General features: G+C 72.1%; 16 protein-coding genes. 7 read left to right on the forward strand and 9 right to left on the reverse strand.

Annotation, left to right across the window (positions count from 1 at the left end; all coding sequences use genetic code 11):
- Positions 1-47 precede the first annotated feature (47 nt).
- From pgl to tkt, 5 genes are read right to left on the reverse strand one after another with little or no spacing between them, the layout of a single operon-like run.
- Entirely contained in the window at positions 48-830 is a 783-nt protein-coding gene (pgl, locus tag PV364_RS18675) for a 6-phosphogluconolactonase (RefSeq protein WP_319661190.1), read from the reverse strand.
- Positions 827-1894 (reverse strand): glucose-6-phosphate dehydrogenase assembly protein OpcA, encoded by a 1068-nt coding sequence (gene opcA, locus PV364_RS18680; RefSeq protein ID WP_319661191.1) that lies wholly within the window; start codon positions 1892-1894, stop codon positions 827-829. The genes pgl and opcA overlap by 4 nt, the downstream gene beginning before the upstream one ends.
- Positions 1891-3414, reverse strand: a complete 1524-nt coding sequence (gene zwf, locus PV364_RS18685; RefSeq protein WP_319661192.1) for a glucose-6-phosphate dehydrogenase — start codon at positions 3412-3414, stop codon at positions 1891-1893. Before zwf ends, opcA begins: the two co-directional genes overlap by 4 nt.
- A gap of 5 nt (positions 3415-3419) precedes the next feature.
- The gene (tal, locus tag PV364_RS18690; RefSeq protein WP_319661193.1) at positions 3420-4538 is read right to left on the reverse strand and encodes a transaldolase; all 1119 of its coding nucleotides are present in this window, start codon (positions 4536-4538) and stop codon (positions 3420-3422) included.
- A gap of 40 nt (positions 4539-4578) precedes the next feature.
- Positions 4579-6681 (reverse strand): transketolase, encoded by a 2103-nt coding sequence (tkt, locus tag PV364_RS18695; protein ID WP_401974553.1) that lies wholly within the window; start codon positions 6679-6681, stop codon positions 4579-4581.
- A gap of 379 nt (positions 6682-7060) precedes the next feature.
- Between tkt and PV364_RS18700 the strand changes: the two genes are divergently transcribed.
- The 4 genes from PV364_RS18700 (at position 7061) to PV364_RS18715 (ending at position 10926) form a co-directional block, all read left to right on the forward strand.
- Positions 7061-8005 carry a heme o synthase gene (locus tag PV364_RS18700; RefSeq protein ID WP_319661195.1) on the forward strand — a complete coding sequence of 315 codons (945 nt, stop codon included), beginning with the start codon at positions 7061-7063 and terminating at the stop codon, positions 8003-8005.
- Between the two features lie 24 nt (positions 8006-8029).
- Complete coding sequence (locus PV364_RS18705; protein WP_319661196.1) at positions 8030-8389, forward strand: hypothetical protein; 360 nt, start codon at positions 8030-8032, stop codon at positions 8387-8389.
- A gap of 66 nt (positions 8390-8455) precedes the next feature.
- Complete coding sequence (locus PV364_RS18710; RefSeq protein WP_319661197.1) at positions 8456-9817, forward strand: glutamine synthetase family protein; 1362 nt, start codon at positions 8456-8458, stop codon at positions 9815-9817.
- The gene (locus PV364_RS18715) at positions 9814-10926 is read left to right on the forward strand and encodes an amidohydrolase family protein (RefSeq protein ID WP_319661313.1); all 1113 of its coding nucleotides are present in this window, start codon (positions 9814-9816) and stop codon (positions 10924-10926) included. The genes PV364_RS18710 and PV364_RS18715 overlap by 4 nt, the downstream gene beginning before the upstream one ends.
- A 234-nt stretch (positions 10927-11160) precedes the next feature.
- On the opposite strand, the gene PV364_RS18720 is transcribed toward PV364_RS18715, so the two are convergent.
- Entirely contained in the window at positions 11161-12174 is a 1014-nt protein-coding gene (locus tag PV364_RS18720; RefSeq protein WP_319661198.1) for a COX15/CtaA family protein, read from the reverse strand.
- 61 nt (positions 12175-12235) lie between these two features.
- Between PV364_RS18720 and PV364_RS18725 the strand changes: the two genes are divergently transcribed.
- Positions 12236-13516 (forward strand): glycosyl hydrolase family 28-related protein, encoded by a 1281-nt coding sequence (locus PV364_RS18725; RefSeq protein WP_319661199.1) that lies wholly within the window; start codon positions 12236-12238, stop codon positions 13514-13516.
- Position 13517: 1 nt separating this feature from the next.
- On the opposite strand, the gene PV364_RS18730 is transcribed toward PV364_RS18725, so the two are convergent.
- From PV364_RS18730 to PV364_RS18740, 3 genes are read right to left on the reverse strand one after another with little or no spacing between them, the layout of a single operon-like run.
- Positions 13518-14027, reverse strand: coding sequence for a DinB family protein (locus PV364_RS18730; RefSeq protein WP_319661200.1), 510 nt, complete (start codon positions 14025-14027; stop codon positions 13518-13520).
- Between the two features lie 39 nt (positions 14028-14066).
- Positions 14067-14837, reverse strand: coding sequence for an ABC transporter permease (locus PV364_RS18735; protein ID WP_319661201.1), 771 nt, complete (start codon positions 14835-14837; stop codon positions 14067-14069).
- Positions 14834-15760, reverse strand: coding sequence for an ABC transporter ATP-binding protein (locus tag PV364_RS18740; protein WP_319661202.1), 927 nt, complete (start codon positions 15758-15760; stop codon positions 14834-14836). Before PV364_RS18740 ends, PV364_RS18735 begins: the two co-directional genes overlap by 4 nt.
- A gap of 271 nt (positions 15761-16031) precedes the next feature.
- Here PV364_RS18740 and PV364_RS18745 point away from each other — a divergent pair, with 271 nt between their 5' ends.
- Positions 16032-16763, forward strand: coding sequence for a metalloregulator ArsR/SmtB family transcription factor (locus PV364_RS18745; RefSeq protein ID WP_319661203.1), 732 nt, complete (start codon positions 16032-16034; stop codon positions 16761-16763).
- Positions 16760-18181 carry a Fe-S cluster assembly protein SufB gene (sufB, locus tag PV364_RS18750; protein ID WP_319661204.1) on the forward strand — a complete coding sequence of 474 codons (1422 nt, stop codon included), beginning with the start codon at positions 16760-16762 and terminating at the stop codon, positions 18179-18181. Before PV364_RS18745 ends, sufB begins: the two co-directional genes overlap by 4 nt.
- The last annotated feature ends 19 nt before the right edge of the window (positions 18182-18200 follow it).

Consider the following 18200-nt stretch of genomic DNA (forward strand, 5'->3'; position numbering starts at 1 on the left):
GGGAGGGAGCCCGCCCGGCGTTCGTGTTCCGGACCGTACGGCGACGTCTACAGCGACGCCGGCGGGTAGAGCTGCGGAGGCAGCTTCGCCGCCGCGGTGCGGTCCAGCAGCCAGAGCGTGCGCGACCGGCCGCGGGCGCCCGCAGCCGGGGCCTGGACCTCGCCGGACCCCGACAGGGCCACGGCGACGGCACCGGCCTTGTCCTCCCCCGCGGCCAGCAGCCACACCTCACGGGCGGCGCGGATCGCGGGGAGGGTGAGCGAGACACGCGTCGGCGGCGGCTTCGGCGAGCCGTGGACGCCGACGACGGTGCGCTCGGTCTCGCGGACCCCCGGATGCCCGGGGAACAGCGAGGCCACATGGGTGTCCGGTCCGACGCCCAGCATCAGAACGTCGAACGAGGGCACCCGGGCGTGGTCCTCGGGGCCCGCGGCCCTCGCCAGTTCCTCGGCGTAGGCCTCGGCCGCCGCGTCCGCGTCGTTGCCGTAGGGGCCGTCCGACACGGGCATGGTGTGCACCCGCGCCGGGTCGACCGGGACGGCGTCGAGCAGGGCCTCCCGGGCCTGGGTGTCGTTGCGTTCCGGATCGCCCGCGGGCAGGAAGCGCTCGTCGCCCCACCACAGGTCCAGCCGCGCCCAGTCGATCGCGTCCCGGGCCGGCGAGCCGGCCAGTGCGGCGAGCAGGGCGTTGCCGTTGCGGCCACCGGTCAGCACGACCGAGGCGGTGCCCCGGGCGGCCTGGGCGTCCACGACCCGCGTGATCAGCCGGGCCGCCACGGCCTGCGCCATCAGCTCCTTGTCCCGGTGGACCACGACCTGGGGGGCGCTCACTTCGCCGCCGCCCTCTTGCCGGCCGGGGCCTTGCGGCCCGCGTTCGAGGCGGCGGCCTTGGCGTCGCCGGCCTTGCCGGCCGTCGCGTCCGCCTCGGCGATCCGCGCCTCCGCCTCGTCGGGGGTCACGGTCTCCTCGGTCTGGGCCAGCCGGTCCACACCGAACTTGACCGCGGCCGCGTACGCCTCGTCCGGATCCAGCCGCCGCAGTTCCTCGGCGATCAGGTCCGAGGTCGCCCGGCGCTGCAGCGCCACGTGCCGGTCGGGCTGGCCGGGGATGGCCAGCTCGGCCAGCGAGCCGCTGGGCCGGTCCAGGCAGATCTCGCCCTCCGAGGTCGCCAGCCGTACGGCCGTGATCCCGGGACCCTCCGACACCTTGCGCCGGACGGGGACGCCCAGTCGCCGCGCGAGCCACAGCCCGAGCAGTTCCGTGCTGGGGTTGTCGGTCTCGCCCTCGACGACGGCGCCCTTGACCGCGGCCTGCTTCTGGTCCAGCGCCGCGGCGAGCACGCTGCGCCACGGGGTGATGCGGGTCCAGGCCAGGTCCGTGTCGCCCGGAGTGTAGGTCTCGGCCCGCAGCCCGAGGGCCGCCACCGGGTCCTCGGTCTGCGCCGCGTCAGTGATCCGCCGCTGCGCGAGTGCGCCCAGCGGGTCCGCCGCGGGGTTCACCGGAGCCTCGTCCGGCCACCAGACCACGACCGGTGCGTCCGGCAGCAGCAGCGGCAGGACGACGCTCTCGGCGTGGTCGGCGAGTTCGCCGTGCAGCCGCAGCAGCACGGTCTCGCCGATGCCGGTCTCGCCGCCGACCCGCACCTCGGCGTCCAGGCGGGCGCTCTTGCGCTCGCGCGCGGAGCGTCCGGGACGCTTGATGACGACCAGGATGCGCGACGGGTGCTCGCGCGAGGCGTCCGAGGCGGACTTGAGCGCGTCGTAGTGGTTGCCCTCGTCGGTCACTATGACGAGGGTCAGCACCATGCCGACGGCCGGGCTGCCGGTCGCCCGACGCGCTTTGACGAGCGCAGAGTTGATCTTGCTGGAGTTGGTCTCCGTGAGGTCGATGTTCATGGCCGGCGCCAGCTCCTGCCGTCTCGTGCGAGCATCTCGTCCGCCGCCTTGGGACCCCATGTGCCCGCCGTGTACTGCTCGGGCTTGCCGTGCCGGTCCCAGTACTCCTCGATCGGGTCGAGGATGTGCCAGGACTGCTCGACCTCCTGGGTGCGGGGGAAGAGGTTCGCGTCGCCGAGCAGCACGTCGAGGATGAGCCGCTCGTACGCCTCCGGGCTGGACTCGGTGAAGGACTCGCCGTAGGCGAAGTCCATGGTCACGTCCCGGATCTCCATCGAGGTGCCGGGCACCTTCGAACCGAAGCGGATGGTGATGCCCTCGTCCGGCTGCACGCGGATGACCAGGGCGTTCTGCCCCAGCTCCTCGGTCGCGGTGTTGTCGAACGGCGAGTGCGGGGCGCGCTGGAAGACCACCGCGATCTCCGTGACCCGCCGGCCGAGCCGCTTGCCGGTGCGCAGGTAGAAGGGCACGCCCGCCCAGCGGCGGTTGTCGATCTCCAGCTTGATGGCGGCGAAGGTGTCGGTCTTGGACTTGGGGTCGATGCCCTCCTCCTCCAGGTAGCCGAGCACCTCCTCGCCGCCCTGCCAGCCGTGCGCGTACTGCCCGCGCACCGTGTGCCTGCCGAGGTCGGCGGGGAGCTTGACCGCCTGCAGCACCTTGAGCTTCTCCTGCACGAGCGAGCTCGCCTCGAAGGAGGCGGGCTCCTCCATGGCGGTCAGCGCCAGCAGCTGGAGCAGGTGGTTCTGGATGACGTCGCGCGCCGCGCCGATCCCGTCGTAGTAGCCCGCGCGACCGCCGATGCCGATGTCCTCGGCCATGGTGATCTGCACATGGTCCACGTACGAGCGGTTCCACAGCGGTTCGAACATCGTGTTGGCGAAGCGCAGCGCCAGGATGTTCTGGACCGTCTCCTTGCCCAGGTAGTGGTCGATGCGGAAGACGTCCTGGGAGCGGAAGACCTGGTGGACGACGCGGTTGAGCTCCTGCGCGCTGGCCAGGTCGTGCCCGAAGGGCTTCTCGATGACCGCCCGGCGCCACGATCCCTCGGGCGGGTCGGACAGCCGGTGCTTCTTGAGCTGCTGCACCACGCTGGGGAAGAACTTCGGAGGCACGGAGAGGTAGAAGGCGAAGTTGCCGCCCGTGCCCCGGGCCTTGTCCAGTTCGTCCACGGTGGCGCGGAGCTTCTCGAACGCCTCGTCGTCGCCGAAGTCGCCCGGCACGAAGCGCATGCCCTCGGCGAGCTGCTGCCAGACCTCCTCGCGGAAGGGGGTGCGCGCGTGCTCCTTCACCGAGTCGTGCACGACCTGGGCGAAGTCCTCGTCCGCCCAGTCGCGGCGGGCGAAGCCGACGAGCGAGAAGCCCGGCGGCAGCAGCCCGCGGTTGGCGAGGTCGTAGACGGCGGGCATCAGCTTTTTGCGTGACAAATCGCCCGTGACCCCGAAGATCACCAGGCCCGACGGCCCCGCGATACGCGGGAGCCGTCGGTCCACCGGGTCACGCAGCGGGTTGGCGCTGCTCAACGTGGTTACGCCTCCTTCGGCGCCAGGCGCTCGAGCTCCGCCTTGGTCGAGTCCAGCAACTCGTTCCAGGACGTCTCGAACTTCTCGACGCCCTCGTCCTCCAGCAGCTGGACGACGTCGTCGTACGAGATGCCGAGCGCGCCGACCGCGTCGAGCTCGGCCTTGGCCTGCGCGTACGTGCCCCGGATGGTGTCGCCGGTGATCTCGCCGTGGTCGGCGACGGCCTCCAGCGTGGCCTCCGGCATGGTGTTGACGACGCCGGGGGCGACCAGCTCGGTCACGTACATGGTGTCCGGGTAGGCCGGGTCCTTCACACCGGTGGAGGCCCACAGCGGGCGCTGCTTGTGCGCACCGTCGTGCTCCAGGGCCTTCCAGCGGTCGGAGGAGAAGACCTCCTCGTAGGCCTGGTAGGCCAGCCGGGCGTTGGCGACGGCGGCCTTGCCCTTGAGGCCCTTGGCCTCGTCGGTGCCGATCTTCTCCAGGCGCTTGTCGATCTCGCTGTCCACGCGGGACACGAAGAAGGACGCCACCGAACGGATCAGGGACAGGTCCAGGCCCGCGGCCTTGGCCGTCTCCAGGCCCGTCAGGTAGGCGTCCATGACCTCGCGGTAGCGCTCCAGCGAGAAGATCAGCGTGACGTTGACGCTGATGCCCTTGCCGATCACCTCGGCGATGGCCGGCAGGCCCGCCTTGGTCGCCGGGATCTTGATCAGGGTGTTCGGGCGGTCCACCAGCCAGGCCAGCTGCTTGGCCTCGGCGATGGTGGCCGCCGTGTTGTGGGCCAGACGCGGGTCGACCTCGATCGACACCCGGCCGTCCTGGCCGCCGGTGGCGTCGTACACCGGGCGCAGCACGTCGGCGGCGTCCCGGACGTCGGCGGTGGTGATCATGCGCACGGCCTCGTCCACCGTCAGCCGGCGGGCCGCGAGGTCGGTCACCTGCGGCTCGTAGCCGTCACCGCCGGCGATCGCCTTCTGGAAGATGGACGGGTTGGTGGTGACGCCCACCACGTGGCTCTGGTCCAGGAGCTCGGCCAGGTTGCCGGAGGTGATCCGCTTGCGGGACAGGTCGTCGAGCCAGATCGCCACGCCCTCGTCGGAGAGGCGCCTGAGTGCGTCTGTCATGAGTCTTGCATCTCCTCGATACGTCGTATGCGTCTGTGCGTCAGCGGGTCGCGGCGGCGATCGAGTCGCGCGCGGCGGCGGCGACCGCCTCGGAGGTCAGGCCGAACTCGCGGTACAGGACCTTGTAATCGGCGCTTGCCCCGAAGTGCTCCAGGGACACAATCCGGCCGGCGTCGCCGACGAAGCGGTACCAGGTCAGGGCGATGCCCGCCTCCACGGCGACGCGCGCCTTGACGTCCGGGAGGAGGACGCTGTCGCGGTACGCCTGGTCCTGCTCCTCGAACCACTCCACGGACGGCATGGACACGACGCGCGCCTGGATCCCTTCGCCCTGGAGCTGCTCGCGGGCCTCGACGGCCAGCTGCACTTCGGAGCCGGTGGCGATCAGGATGACCTGCGGCCGGCCGCCCTCGGCGTCCAGGAGTACGTAGCCGCCCTTGGCCGCGTTCACGTCGGCCGGGTACGTCGGGACGTTCTGCCGGGTGAGCGCCAGGCCGTGCGGGGCGGGCTTGGCCGTGTGGCGGCGGGTGATCTCCGCCCACACGATGGCGGTCTCGTTGGCGTCGGCCGGCCGGACCACGTTCAGGCCCGGGATGGCGCGCAGCGCGGACAGGTGCTCGACCGGCTGGTGGGTCGGGCCGTCCTCGCCCAGGCCGATGGAGTCGTGCGTCCACACGTAGGTGGTCGGCAGCTTCATGAGCGCGGCCAGACGCACGGCCGGGCGCATGTAGTCGGAGAAGACCAGGAAGGTGCCGCCGTAGATCCGGGTGTTGCCGTGCAGCGCGATGCCGTTCATCGTCGAGCCCATGGCGTGCTCGCGGATGCCGTAGTGCACCGTGCGGCCGTACGGGTTCGCCTCCGGCAGCGGGTTGTCCGCGGGCAGGAAGGACGACGAGGCGTCGATGGTGGTGTTGTTCGAGCCGGCGAGGTCGGCGGAGCCGCCCCACAGCTCGGGCAGGACGGCGCCGAGCGCCTTCAGCACCTCGCCGGAGGCCTTGCGGGTCGCCACGGCCTTGCCCGCGGGGAACTCCGGGATCGCCTCTTCCCATCCGGCCGGCAGCTCGCCCGCCTGGATGCGGTCGAAGGTCGCGGCGCGCTCGGGGTTGGCCGCACGCCACTCCTCGAAGCGCTTGGTCCACTCCGCGTGGGCCTCGCGGCCGCGGTCGCCGACCTTGCGGGCGTGCGCCAGCACCTCGGGTGCCACCTCGAAGTGCTGCTCCGGGTCGAAGCCGAGGACCTGCTTGGTCGCCGCGACCTCGGCCTCGCCGAGCGCCGAGCCGTGAGCGGCCTCGGTGTTCTGCGCGTTCGGGGCCGGCCAGGCGATGATCGTGCGGGCGGCGATGATCGACGGGCGGTCGGTGACGGCCTGCGCCGCCTTGAGCGCCGCGTACAGCTTCTGGGTGTCGAAGTCGCCCGACGGGTCCTGCTCGATGCGCTGCACGTGCCAGCCGTAGGCCTCGTAGCGCTTCAGGACGTCCTCGGAGAAGGCGGTCGCCGTGTCGCCCTCGATGGAGATGTGGTTGTCGTCGTACAGCGCGACCAGGTTGCCGAGCTTCTGGTGCCCGGCCAGCGAGGAGGCCTCCGCGGAGATGCCCTCCTCCAGGTCGCCGTCGGAGACGATGGCCCAGATCGTGTGGTCGAACACCGACTCGCCGGGTGCCGCGTCCGGGTCGAACAGGCCGCGCTCGTAGCGGGCGGCCATCGCCATGCCCACCGCGTTGCCGACACCCTGGCCGAGCGGGCCGGTGGTGGTCTCCACGCCGGTGGTGTGGCCGTGCTCCGGGTGACCGGGGGTACGGGAGTCCCAGGTACGGAAGGCCTTCAGGTCGTCAAGTTCCAGTCCGTACCCGGACAGGAACAGCTGCGTGTACAGCGTCAGGGACGTGTGGCCGGGCGACAGGACGAAGCGGTCCCTGCCCACCCACGAGGCGTCCGCGGGGTCGTGCCGCATCAGCTTCTGGAACAGCAGGTAGGCCGCGGGGGCCAGGCTCATGGCCGTCCCCGGATGGCCGTTGCCGACCTTCTGCACGGCATCCATCGCCAGGACACGCGCGGTGTCGACCGCACGCCCGTCCAGCTCGCTCCACTCCAGCTCGGTGGTCGCCTCGGTGCTCACCTGAGAGGGCTCCTCTCCACATGTCATACGCCGGTGACGATGTGCACACCGGGCGTTGCCGAGCCTACCCCCGCAAGGGTGTGCGCCTTTTCGAATGTCGGCGCGACGGGCCCGGTCGCCTCGGGGAACCGATGCGCGGGCAGGCGCATTCCCACCCGGCACCGGCGCTGTCACCAGCGTCCCCCGCCCGGCCGCACTTCGCCTGTTGAAGCGACTCGAAGCCTGCCGCAGCCCGTTGAACCCCCGTTGAACATCGAACAGCCTCAGGTGACCCGGCCCTTGCGCCGGGGAAACGCCCGGGCGTCAACACGTGGCACCCCCGGCGCGGTCGGAGTATCCGCTACGTCTAGAGTGGCGTGGTACGCGCAAGCGGAGCCGCTTGCTGGACTTTTCCTCAGGGGTGTTCGTGACGGCCGTCGAATCCCGGCCCGCCGGAGCCATCGGGTCGATCAACGGTCACCGGCCGTTCGGTGCCCGTGTCATGGCCTTCGTGGCGCTGACCAAGCCGCGCATCATCGAGCTGCTGCTCATCACGACGGTTCCGGTCATGTTCCTGGCGGCGGGCGGCGTTCCCGACCTGTGGCTCGTCGCGGCGACGATGGTCGGCGGCTACATGTCCGCCGGCGGTGCCAACGCGCTGAACATGTACATCGACCGCGACATCGACGCGCTCATGCACCGGACGGAGCAGCGCCCGCTGGTGACCGGCATGGTCGCGCCGTGGGAGTGCCTGGTCTTCGGCATCGCTCTTTCGGTGGTCTCGACCGCGTGGTTCTGGCTGCTGGTCAACCCGCTGTCGGCGGTGCTGTCGCTGGTGGCCATCCTCTACTACGTCTTCGTGTACACCCTGGGGCTGAAGCGCCGTACCGCGCAGAACATCGTGTGGGGCGGGATCGCCGGCTGCATGCAGGTGCTCATCGGCTGGTCCGCGGTGCGCGACGAGCTGGCGTGGGCGCCCTTCGTCCTCTTCCTCGTCCTCTTCTTCTGGACGCCGCCGCACTACTGGCCGCTGTCGATGAAGGTGAAGGACGACTACGCGCGCGTGGGCGTCCCCATGCTGCCGGTGGTCGCGGGCAACGTGGTCGTGGGCCGGCAGATCGTCGTCTACAGCTGGGCGATGGTGCTGGTGTCGCTCACCCTGTGGTGGCCGCTCGGCGCCACGGGATGGTTCTACGCCGCGGCCGCCGTGGTGCTCGGTGCCTTCTGGCTCGTCGAGGCGCACGCCCTGTACGGCCGTGCCAAGGCGGGCGTGGTCGGGGCCAAGCTCAAGGAGATGCGGCTGTTCCACTGGTCCATCACCTACGCGACGCTGCTGTTCGTGGCTGTCGCCGTGGATCCCTTCCTCCGTTGATTACCGGCGGGTAGCATTCCTGTCATGGCAGACACCCAGGCAGTGGACACCCCGGTCGCCGACCCGAAGGCGCACGCCCGCGCCGAGCGGCGGGCCGCCCGGCTGGCCAAGCGGATCGACCGGTTCGCCGGCGGTCACGGCGGTGCCGAGGGCCAGATCGCGTACATCGGCGAGGCCGGCACCCGCATCGTGCTGGTCGGCGAGGACGGCGGCTGGGGCGACCTCGTCGCCCCCTCCTTCGACGTCGCGCGACGGGCCGTGGAGCTCTCCGGCATCACGCTGCACGAGTCCTTCGACGGCGACCTCGCGGCCAAGGTCCGCACGGGCCGCTACGAGTGGCGCCGCATGGCCGGAATCCAGATCGGCGGCCCCGCCAACACCTGACGCCGGGCCCGCCCGTTAGGACCATGGAACGGTTCCTGAACGGCGGGTACGAGGAGGCGTGTGCGGGTGGACGCGGAAGAACGGCACGAAAGGCGGCTGACGGCCCGCCAGGACGCGGCGCGGCTCACCGCCGACGGCGTACGGGCCGTCGCGGTCAGCTGGGTCGACAACGCGGGCATCAGCCGGGTCAAGACGGTGCCCACCGCCCGGCTCGCGGACGCGGCGCACCGCGGGATCGGCATGTCACCGGTCTTCGACGTCTTCACCTCCGACGACGTCGTCACCACCTCCGAGCACATCGGGGGCCCCGACGGCGACCTGCGGCTCTTCCCCGACCTCGACCGGCTCACCGTGCTGGCCGCGCAGCCCGGCTGGGCCTGGGCCCCGGCCGACCGCTACGACCAGCAGGGGCGGCCGCACCCCGCCTGCCAGCGGCAGTTCGCCCGGCGCATGACCGACCGGGCCGCCGCTCACGGCCTGGAGTTGCGGATGGGCTTCGAGACCGAGTGGACCGTCGTCCGCGACGACGCCGGTCCCGGGGCCGGCGACGTCGCGGGCCGCGGACCCGCATACGGACTGACCCGGGTCACCGAGCAGTCCGCCTACCTGCTCGCCCTCCACGACGCCCTCGACGCGCAGCGCGTGGACGTCCTGCAGATCCACCCGGAGTACGCGCCCGGGCAGTTCGAAATCTCCACCGCGCCCGCCGGCCCCGTCGGGGCGGCCGACGACCTCGTCCTGGTCCGCGAGACCGTACGGGCCGTCAGCGCGGCCCACGGTCTGCGCGCCTCATTCGCCCCCACCGTCGTCGCCGGCCAGGTCGGCAACGGCTGCCACCTGCACCTGAGCCTGCGCGAGCACGGGCACAACCTGCACCGCGACCCCATCGGCCGGTACGGTCTGGCCGCGACCGCTGACAGCTTCCTCGGCGCCGTCCTGGACGCGCTGCCCGCGCTGTGCGCCATCGGGGCGCCCTCCCCGGCGAGCTATCTGCGCCTGGTCCCCTCGCACTGGGCCGGCGCGCACCGCTGCTGGGGCGTGGAGAACCGCGAGGCGGCGCTGCGCCTGGTGGTCGGCGAGCCCGACGACCCCGACGGCGGGCACGCCGAGCTCAAGCCCTTCGACGCGGCCGCCAACCCCTACCTGGTGGCCGGCGCCGTCATCGCGGCGGGCCTGCGGGGCGTGCTCGACGGCGGACCGGCACTGCCGGAGCCCGTGACCGGCGATCCGGCCGGGCGCGGCGACCTGGAGCGGCTGCCGACGTCGCTGGCCGAGGCCGTCGGGCACTTCGTCCGCGACGACGCGCTGCGCGAGGCGCTCGGCGAGGAACTGTGCGGCGCGATCGTGGCCGTGCGGCGGGCCGAGTCCGAGGCACTGGCCGAACTCGGGCCCGAGGAGCTCGCCGAGGCCACCCGGTGGCGCTGGTGATCGAGCTGCCGCCGCTGGTCGACCAGCACTGCCACGGCGTCGTCCGGGGCGACCTCGGCATCGCCTCCTTCGAGACGTTTCTCACGGAGTCCGACGCGCCCGCAGCGCCCGGCACCACCTTCTTCGACACCCAGACCGGCTTCGCCGTGCGCCGCTGGTGCCCGCCGCTGCTCGGGCTGGAGCCGCACTGCCCGCCGGCCCACTACCTGGCGCGGCGGCGGGAGCTCGGCGCGTACGAGACGGCGCGGCTGCTGCTGCGGGGCACCGGCATCGGGACGTACCTGGTGGACACCGGGCTGCCCGGCGACCTGATGACGCCGGAGGAACTGGCCGCGGCGGGCGGCGGCGCGGAGGCCCACGAGATCGTCCGGCTGGAGCGGCTCGCGGAGCGGGTCGCCGACACCAGCGCCGGCGGGGAGGCGTACGCCTCCGGTGTCGCGGAGGCCGTCCACGAGGCGGCGTCGACCGCGCTCGGCTTCAAGTCGATCGCCGCCTACCGCCACGGCCTCGCCCTGGCCCCCGAACCCCCGGACCCCGCGGACGTGGTGCGCGCCGCCGCGGCCTGGCTCGAAGCGCGGCACGAACACGGCAGCCGGCTCACCGACCCCGTGCTGATCCGGCACCTGCTGTGGACGGCCGTCGCCACGGGCCTGCCGCTGCAGCTCCACACCGGTTTCGGCGACCCCGACCTGCGGCTCGACCACGCGGACCCGGCCCTGCTGACGGACTTCGCCCGGGCCACCGCGGGCCTCGGCACGGACCTGGTGCTGCTGCACTGCTACCCGTACCACCGGCAGGCCGCCTACCTCGCGAACGTCTTCCCGCACGTCCACGCCGACGTGGGGCTGGCCCTGACCCACGTCGGCCCCCGGGCGGGCGCGGTGCTCGCGGAGTTCCTGGAGCTGGCGCCGTTCGGCAAGCTGCTCTTCTCCACGGACGCCTACGGGCTCCCCGAGCTCTACGTCGTGGGCGCCGAGGCCTTCCGCACCGCGGTGCGGGAGGTGCTGGGGGGCTGGGTCGCCGACGGCGCCTGTTCCGCCGCCGACGCGCGCCGCGTCGCCGCCCTGGTCGCGGCGGACAATGCCCGCCGGGTCTACCGGTTGGGCTGACGCGGTGCCGGGCGCGTCATGCGGCGGGGGCGGGTTCCGGAGCGGAGACGGCCGCGGGTGCGGGGCGCGCAGGACCGCGGTCGACACCGGGGTGGAGCTCAGCGCCGTGGTGCGGGAGGTGCTGGGTCGCCGACGGCGCCTGTTCCGCGGCCTACGCGCGCCGCGTCGCCGGCCTGGTCGCGGCGGGCACTGCCCGCCAGGCTTGCGGGTTGGGCTGACGCGGTGCCGGGTCCGTTACGCGGCCGGGGCGGGTTCCGGAGCGGAGACGGCTGCGGGGGCGGGGGCGGCGCCGGGCTCGGTCAGGGGGCGTTCGCGCAGTGAGAGCAGGACGCGCAGGACCGCGATCCACACCAGGGTGGAGCCCAGCATGTGCGCGGCGACCAGGGCCTCGGGGAGCTTCGTGAAGTACTGGACGTAGCCGATGACACCCTGCGCCAGCAGCACGACGACGAGGTCACGGACCCGCGCCCGCGGCCCCGCCGGGGCGTCGACGGCGCGCAGCACGAACCACAGGGCCACGGTCAGCCCGCACACGACCCAGGCCAGGTCGGCGTGGAGCTGCGCGATGGTCTCCCACTTCACCTGGACGCGCGGCACATCGCTGCTGTCGCCCGCGTGCGGACCCGCGCCCGTCACCAGCGTGCCGACCGCGATGAGCACGGCGGAGGCGACGACCAGCAGCCAGGTCAGCTGCCGCACCGGCTTGCCGACCAGCGGGCGGGGACCCGCGTCGCCCTCGCCGGCCCGCTGCCAGGTGAGCAGCGCGACCGCGATGAGGGCGCTGGACAGCAGGAAGTGCGAGGCGACGGTGTACGGGTTGAGCCCGGTCAGCACCGTGATGCCGCCCAGCACCGCGTTGCCCATGACGACCCAGAACTGCGCCCAGCCCAGGCGGGTCAGCCCGCGCCGCCACGGCTGCGCGGCGCGCGCCGCGACGATGGCCCAGCCGACGGCGGCGCACAGCACGTACGTCAGCATGCGGTTGGTGAACTCGATCGCCCCGTGCACGCCCATGGCACCGGTCGCGGTGAGGCTGTCGGCCGTGCACTTGGGCCAGGTCGGGCAGCCGAGCCCCGAGCTGGTCAGCCGGACGGCGCCGCCGGTCACCACGATGACCACGCTCATCACGAGCGCCGCCAGGGCGGCCCGCCGGACCGTCGCGGGGGACGGGGTCCAGCGCTGGGCGATGAAGGCCAGCGGGTTTCGCACGGCTTGGCCTGCTTGGCTGAGATTCGGCACGGCCACCATCGTAGGCGCCCCCTTGTGCAATCCTTCACGAGGGGGACGGCCAGGGGGAGGGGATCGGGCCATGAGCGGGGTCGACCGGCGGAAACTGATCTACGGGGGCGCCGCCGCGGCGTTGACGGGCATCGGCGCGACCGCCTGCAGCGCGGCCGGTACGCCCGCCGCCGAGGCCGTGCCGCGGCCGAGGAGCACCACCCACCCCGGTGTGGTCGACGTCGTCGCCGACTTCGGCGCCAAGGGCGACGGCACCACCGACGACAGCCGCGCCTTCGCCGACGCCTACCGCTACGCCGAGTCCCGCCTGGACGACCACACCGGCCGTACGGTGATCGACGTCCCGCCCGGCAAGTACCTGATCACCGAGCCCGGCGCGCTGCTGGCCGGCGACAACCCCCGCAACCGGGCCAACGGTCTGCGCTTCCGGGGCGCCGGCCTGCGCATCAGCGAGATCGTCTTCGCGCCGGAGAAGGCCGACGGCGCCTTCCTGTGCGTCAACGACGACATGTGGCAGAACATCGCCTTCGAGGGCCTGCGCTTCACCTCCGGCACCCCCGGCGCCTCGTTCTTCTCCTCCTACTCCACCGGCGGCGCGGCGAACTACCGCTTCGGCGACTGCGAGTGGATGGGGGAGTGGGAGTACGGCATCGCCCTGGACGGCACCAACACCAACTCCGAGATGCGCTGGGAGGCGTGCCGGGTCGGCGGCGCCTACCGGAAGGCGTTCCTGTACTCGGGACTCTCCAGGCGCTCGGCCCATCCGGAGCAGCAGGACCAGTTCCTCAACTACTGGTTCACCGACATGAACGTCACCTACGAGTGGGGCAACTTCCTGGAGTTCCCCTACGGCGGCTCCGTCACCTGCCGCGCCGGGAGCTACGTCGTCACCGGCCGCCGCCCGGAACCGCACCCCGACTACGGGTACGAGAGCGCCTTCTTCCGCTTCCCCCGGTCACAGCACTTCAGCTCGGTCCAGCGCTTCCACGCCGAGGACATCCGCTTCGAGCTGCGCGGCCCGGACACCGTCGTCATCGACTGCGAGTGGGCGGGCGGCACCGTCCACTTCAACGACTGCGACGACACCGCCAACGCCTTCAAGTCCTTCGCCCCCGGTCTGCGCGCCCACCGCTACACCCTCGGCCCGCGCGGACCCCTGGTCCGGTACGACTCCTGCCAGCTCACCGGCGCGCACCAGTTCCGCACGCAGGCCGAGGAGCGGCCACCGGTGTGCGTCCGCTACGACATGTGCCTGCTGGCGAGCCACGGTCCCGAGGACGGGTTCCTGGCCCTCGGCGAGGGGCAGGACGGCGGCTTCGCGCGCTTCGTGGACTGCGTCACGCCCGCGTGAGTCAGGCGCCCACGGTGCCGTCGACGCCCTCACGGAGGAAGTCGGCGTGCCCGTTGTGGCGGCCGTACTCCAGCAGGACGTGCACCATGACCATCCGCAGCGACACGTCCTCCCCCCAGCGGGGCTGATGCCCGGCCAGGTCGAGCGAGGCGGCCTCGCGCTCGATGCGGCGGGAGTTCTCCACCTCGGCCTCCCACGCCCCGAAGGCCTCGGCGCGGGTCGACGCGCTCGCGTCGTACGCCGCCTGGAAGTCGATCCGGTCGGACCAGACCATGGGGGCGTCAGGATCCTCGAACACCCGGCGGAACCAGGCGCGTTCGACCTCGGCCATGTGCCGGACCAGGCCGAGCAGGGACAGCGTGGACGGCGGCATGGACCGCCGGCGCAGTTCCTCGTCGGTGAGGCCCTCGCACTTCATCGCGAGCGTCGCCCGGTGGTAGTCCAGGAACGCGCGCAGCGTCTCGCGCTCGTCGCCGAGGCTCGGCGGTCCGACGCGGTGGTCCGCGGTCACAAGTGGGTCCCCCGTTCCGGTGATCATCAGGTCCGGAGACTACTCCCAGCGGAACCAGCGTGCCGCGGCGCCCAGGCCCAGCACCGCCCAGACGGCGAGGATGCCGAGGTCGCCCCAGGGCAGTCCGGCGCCGTGCTGGAGGACGTCCCGCAGGCCGTCCGACAGGGCGGAGACCGGCAGCAGTTCGAGCACGGAGCGGACGCCGTCCGGGAACCTGTCCAGCGGCACGACGACCCCGCCGCACACGAGCAGCAGGAGGAAGACCAGGTTGGCGGCGGCCAGCGTGGCCTCCGCCTTGAGGGTGCCGGCCATGAGCAGGCCGAGTCCGGAGAACGCGGCGGTGCCCAGGACCAGGAGCAGCAGCACGGACAGCGGGTCGCCGTGCGGGGACCAGCCCAGCGCGAACGCGATGGCCGTCAGCAGCACGACCTGCAGCACCTCGGTGACCAGCACGGACCCGGTCTTGGCGGTCATCAGCGCCCAGCGCGGCAGCGGGGAGGCGGCGAGCCGCTTCAGCACGCCGTAGCGGCGCTCGAAGCCGGTCGCGATCGCCTGGCCGGTGAAGGCGGTCGACATCACGGCCAGGGCCAGGACGCCCGGGGCCAGGAAGTCGACGGCCTTGCCGGCGCCGGTGTCGACGACGTCCACGGTGGAGAAGAGCACCAGCAGCAGGGTGGGGATGACGACGGTGAGCAGCAACTGCTCGCCGTTGCGCAGCAGCATCCGCGTCTCCAGGGCGGTCTGCGCGCCGATCATGCGGCCCAGCGGGGCGGAGCCGGGGGCTGGGGTGAAGGTCCCGGTGGCGGTCACGAACGCAGCTCCTTGCCGGTCAGCTCCAGGAAGACGTCCTCCAGGGTGCGCCGCTCGACCGCGAGCCGGTCGGGCATCACGCCGTGCTGGGCGCACCAGGAGGTGACGGTGGCCAGCATCTGCGGGTCGACCTTGCCCTCGATGCGGTAGCTGCCCGGGGTGAGCTCGGCCGCGGCCGAGTCGGCGGGCAGCGCCTTGAGGAGCGAGGCGAGGTCCAGGCCGGGGCGGCCGTTGAAGCGGAGGGTGTTCTCGGCGCCGCCGCGGCACAGCTCCTCGGGGGTGCCGCTCGCTATCACCCGGCCCTGGTCGATGATCGCCACGTCGTCGGCGAGCTGTTCCGCCTCGTCCATGAAGTGCGTGGTCAGGACGACGGTGACGCCGTCGGCACGCAGCTCCCTGATCAGGTCCCAGGTGACGCGGCGGGCCTGCGGGTCCAGGCCCGCGGTCGGCTCGTCGAGGAAGACCAGCTCGGGGCGGCCCACGACCGCCATGGCGAGCGCGAGGCGCTGCTGCTGGCCGCCGGAGAGCCGGCGGTACGTTGTGCGGCCGCAGGACTCCAGGCCCAGCCGCTCGATGAGCAGGGCCGGGTCGACGGGGTCGGCGTGCAGTCTGGCCGTGTGCCGCAGCATCTCCTCGGCGCGGGCGCCCGCGTACACGCCGCCGGACTGGAGCATCACGCCGATCCGCGGCCGCAGCGCGGCGGCGTCGCGCAGCGGGTCCATGCCCAGCACGCGCACGCGGCCGCCGTCCGGACGGCGGTATCCCTCGCAGGTTTCGACGGTGGTGGTCTTCCCGGCGCCGTTCGGGCCGAGCACGGCCGTCACGGTGCCCCGGGCGACGGACAGGTCGAGCCCGTCCACCGCGGTCTTCGCGCCGTACCGCTTGACCAGTCCGGTCAGCTCGACCGCGGGGTCCATTCGCATGACGGGCAGTCTACGAACCCGGCGGGCCGCTCCGGCCGGGAGGGCCGTCGCGGGTGCCGGATCCGGTCGGTGCCGTGCGGGCCTACGGGGCCCGTTCGAGGGTCGGGGGAGCGCCGCTGCCCTGGTGGGAGCCTCGCACGGGGGGTGGGCCGGCCGCAGCCGGGAAGATCGTTTTCGCAGGTCAGGTTAGGTTTCCCTAAGTGACACAGCCCACCGATCACCCAGTGGACGCCGCTTGCCTCTGCCGGATGAATTACGCAACACTGGGCTTGTGAAATACGGGTCCGAGGCTCAGGAGGAGCAGACGACCGGGGAGCGGAGCACCCGCAACCGGGTCGCCAGGTCCGTCCTGCTCCACGGGCCGTCGACCGCAGCGGACGTGGCGGAACGGCTGGGCCTGACGCAGGCGGCGGTCCGGCGTCATCTGGACGCCCTCGTCGCCGAGGGCATGGTGGAGCCGCGCGAGAAGCGGGTCTACGGTACCCGCGGCCGCGGACGCCCCGCGAAGGTCTTCGCGCTCACCGACTGCGGACGCGACACCTTCGACCAGGCCTACGACCAGCTCGCCGCGGACGCGATGCGCTGGATCGCGGAGTCCGCCGGCGGCGGGCCGCAGGGGGAAGCCGCGGTGTCGGCCTTCGCCCGCGCCCGGGTCGCCGCGCAGGCCGAGCGCTACCGGGCGGTCGTCGAGGCCGCCGATCCCGAGGAGCGCACGCAGGCGCTCGCCAGGGCGCTGAGCCAGGACGGGTACGCTGCCACGACGCGCGGCGCGCCCGCCTCCGCCGGTGAGCAGCTCTGTCAGCACCACTGCCCGGTGGCCCACATCGCCGAGCAGTTCCCGCAGCTGTGCGAGGCGGAGGCCGAGGTCTTCTCCCGCCTGCTCGGAACCCATGTACAACGGCTGGCCACCATCGCCCACGGCGACGGTGTCTGCACCACCTTCGTGCCGAAGGCCGGCCCGCAATCCCACAACGCAAGCAACGCCGGGAGGAACCCCGCATGACTGCCCCCCTGGAGACGGCTCACCCTGAACTCGAGGGTCTGGGCACCTACGAATACGGCTGGGCCGACTCCGACGTCGCCGGCGCCGCGGCCCGCCGCGGGCTCAGCGAAGAGGTCGTCCGCGACATCTCGGCGAAGAAGAACGAGCCCGAGTGGATGCTCAAGCTGCGGCTGAAGGGTCTGAAGCTCTTCGGGAAGAAGCCGATGCCGACCTGGGGTTCGGACCTCTCGGACATCGACTTCGACAACATCAAGTACTTCGTGCGGTCCACCGAGAAGCAGGCGGAGTCCTGGGAGGACCTGCCCGAGGACATCAAGAACACCTACGACCGGCTCGGCATCCCCGAGGCGGAGAAGCAGCGCCTGGTCGCCGGTGTCGCCGCGCAGTACGAGTCCGAGGTCGTCTACCACCAGATCCGCGAGGACCTGGAGGAGCAGGGCGTCATCTTCCTGGACACCGACACCGCGCTCAAGGAGCACCCGGAGCTCTTCCAGGAGTACTTCGGCACCGTCATCCCCGCGGGTGACAACAAGTTCGCCTCGCTGAACACGGCCGTGTGGTCCGGCGGTTCCTTCATCTACGTGCCGAAGGGCGTGCACGTCGAGATCCCGCTGCAGGCCTACTTCCGGATCAACACCGAGAACATGGGCCAGTTCGAGCGGACGCTGATCATCGTCGACGAGGACGCCTACGTCCACTACGTCGAGGGCTGCACCGCGCCGATCTACAAGTCGGACTCGCTGCACAGCGCCGTCGTCGAGATCATCGTGAAGAAGGGCGGCCGCTGCCGCTACACGACCATCCAGAACTGGTCGAACAACGTCTACAACCTGGTCACCAAGCGCGCCGTCGCGTACGAGGGCGCCACCATGGAGTGGGTCGACGGCAACATCGGCTCCAAGGTGACCATGAAGTACCCGGCCGTCTACCTGATGGGCGAGCACGCCAAGGGCGAGACGCTGTCCATCGCCTTCGCGGGCGAGGGCCAGCACCAGGACGCCGGCGCCAAGATGGTGCACATGGCGCCGAACACCTCGTCGTCGATCGTCTCCAAGTCGGTGGCGCGCGGCGGCGGCCGCACCTCCTACCGCGGTCTGATCGAGATCGGCGAGGGTGCCCACGGCTCCAAGTCCAACGTGCTGTGCGACGCGCTGCTGGTGGACACCATCTCCCGCTCGGACACCTACCCGTACGTGGACGTCCGCGAGGACGACGTGTCCATGGGCCACGAGGCGACGGTCTCCAAGGTCAGCGAGGACCAGCTCTTCTACCTGATGAGCCGCGGTCTGGAGGAGAACGAGGCGATGGCCACGATCGTCCGCGGGTTCGTGGAGCCGATCGCGCGTGAGCTGCCGATGGAGTACGCGCTGGAGCTCAACCGGCTCATCGAGCTGCAGATGGAGGGCTCGGTCGGCTGACGCCGAACCCGCATCTCCG

It is taken from the genome of Streptomyces sp. MI02-7b, assembly GCF_033793585.1.
Lineage (GTDB): Bacteria > Actinomycetota > Actinomycetes > Streptomycetales > Streptomycetaceae > Actinacidiphila.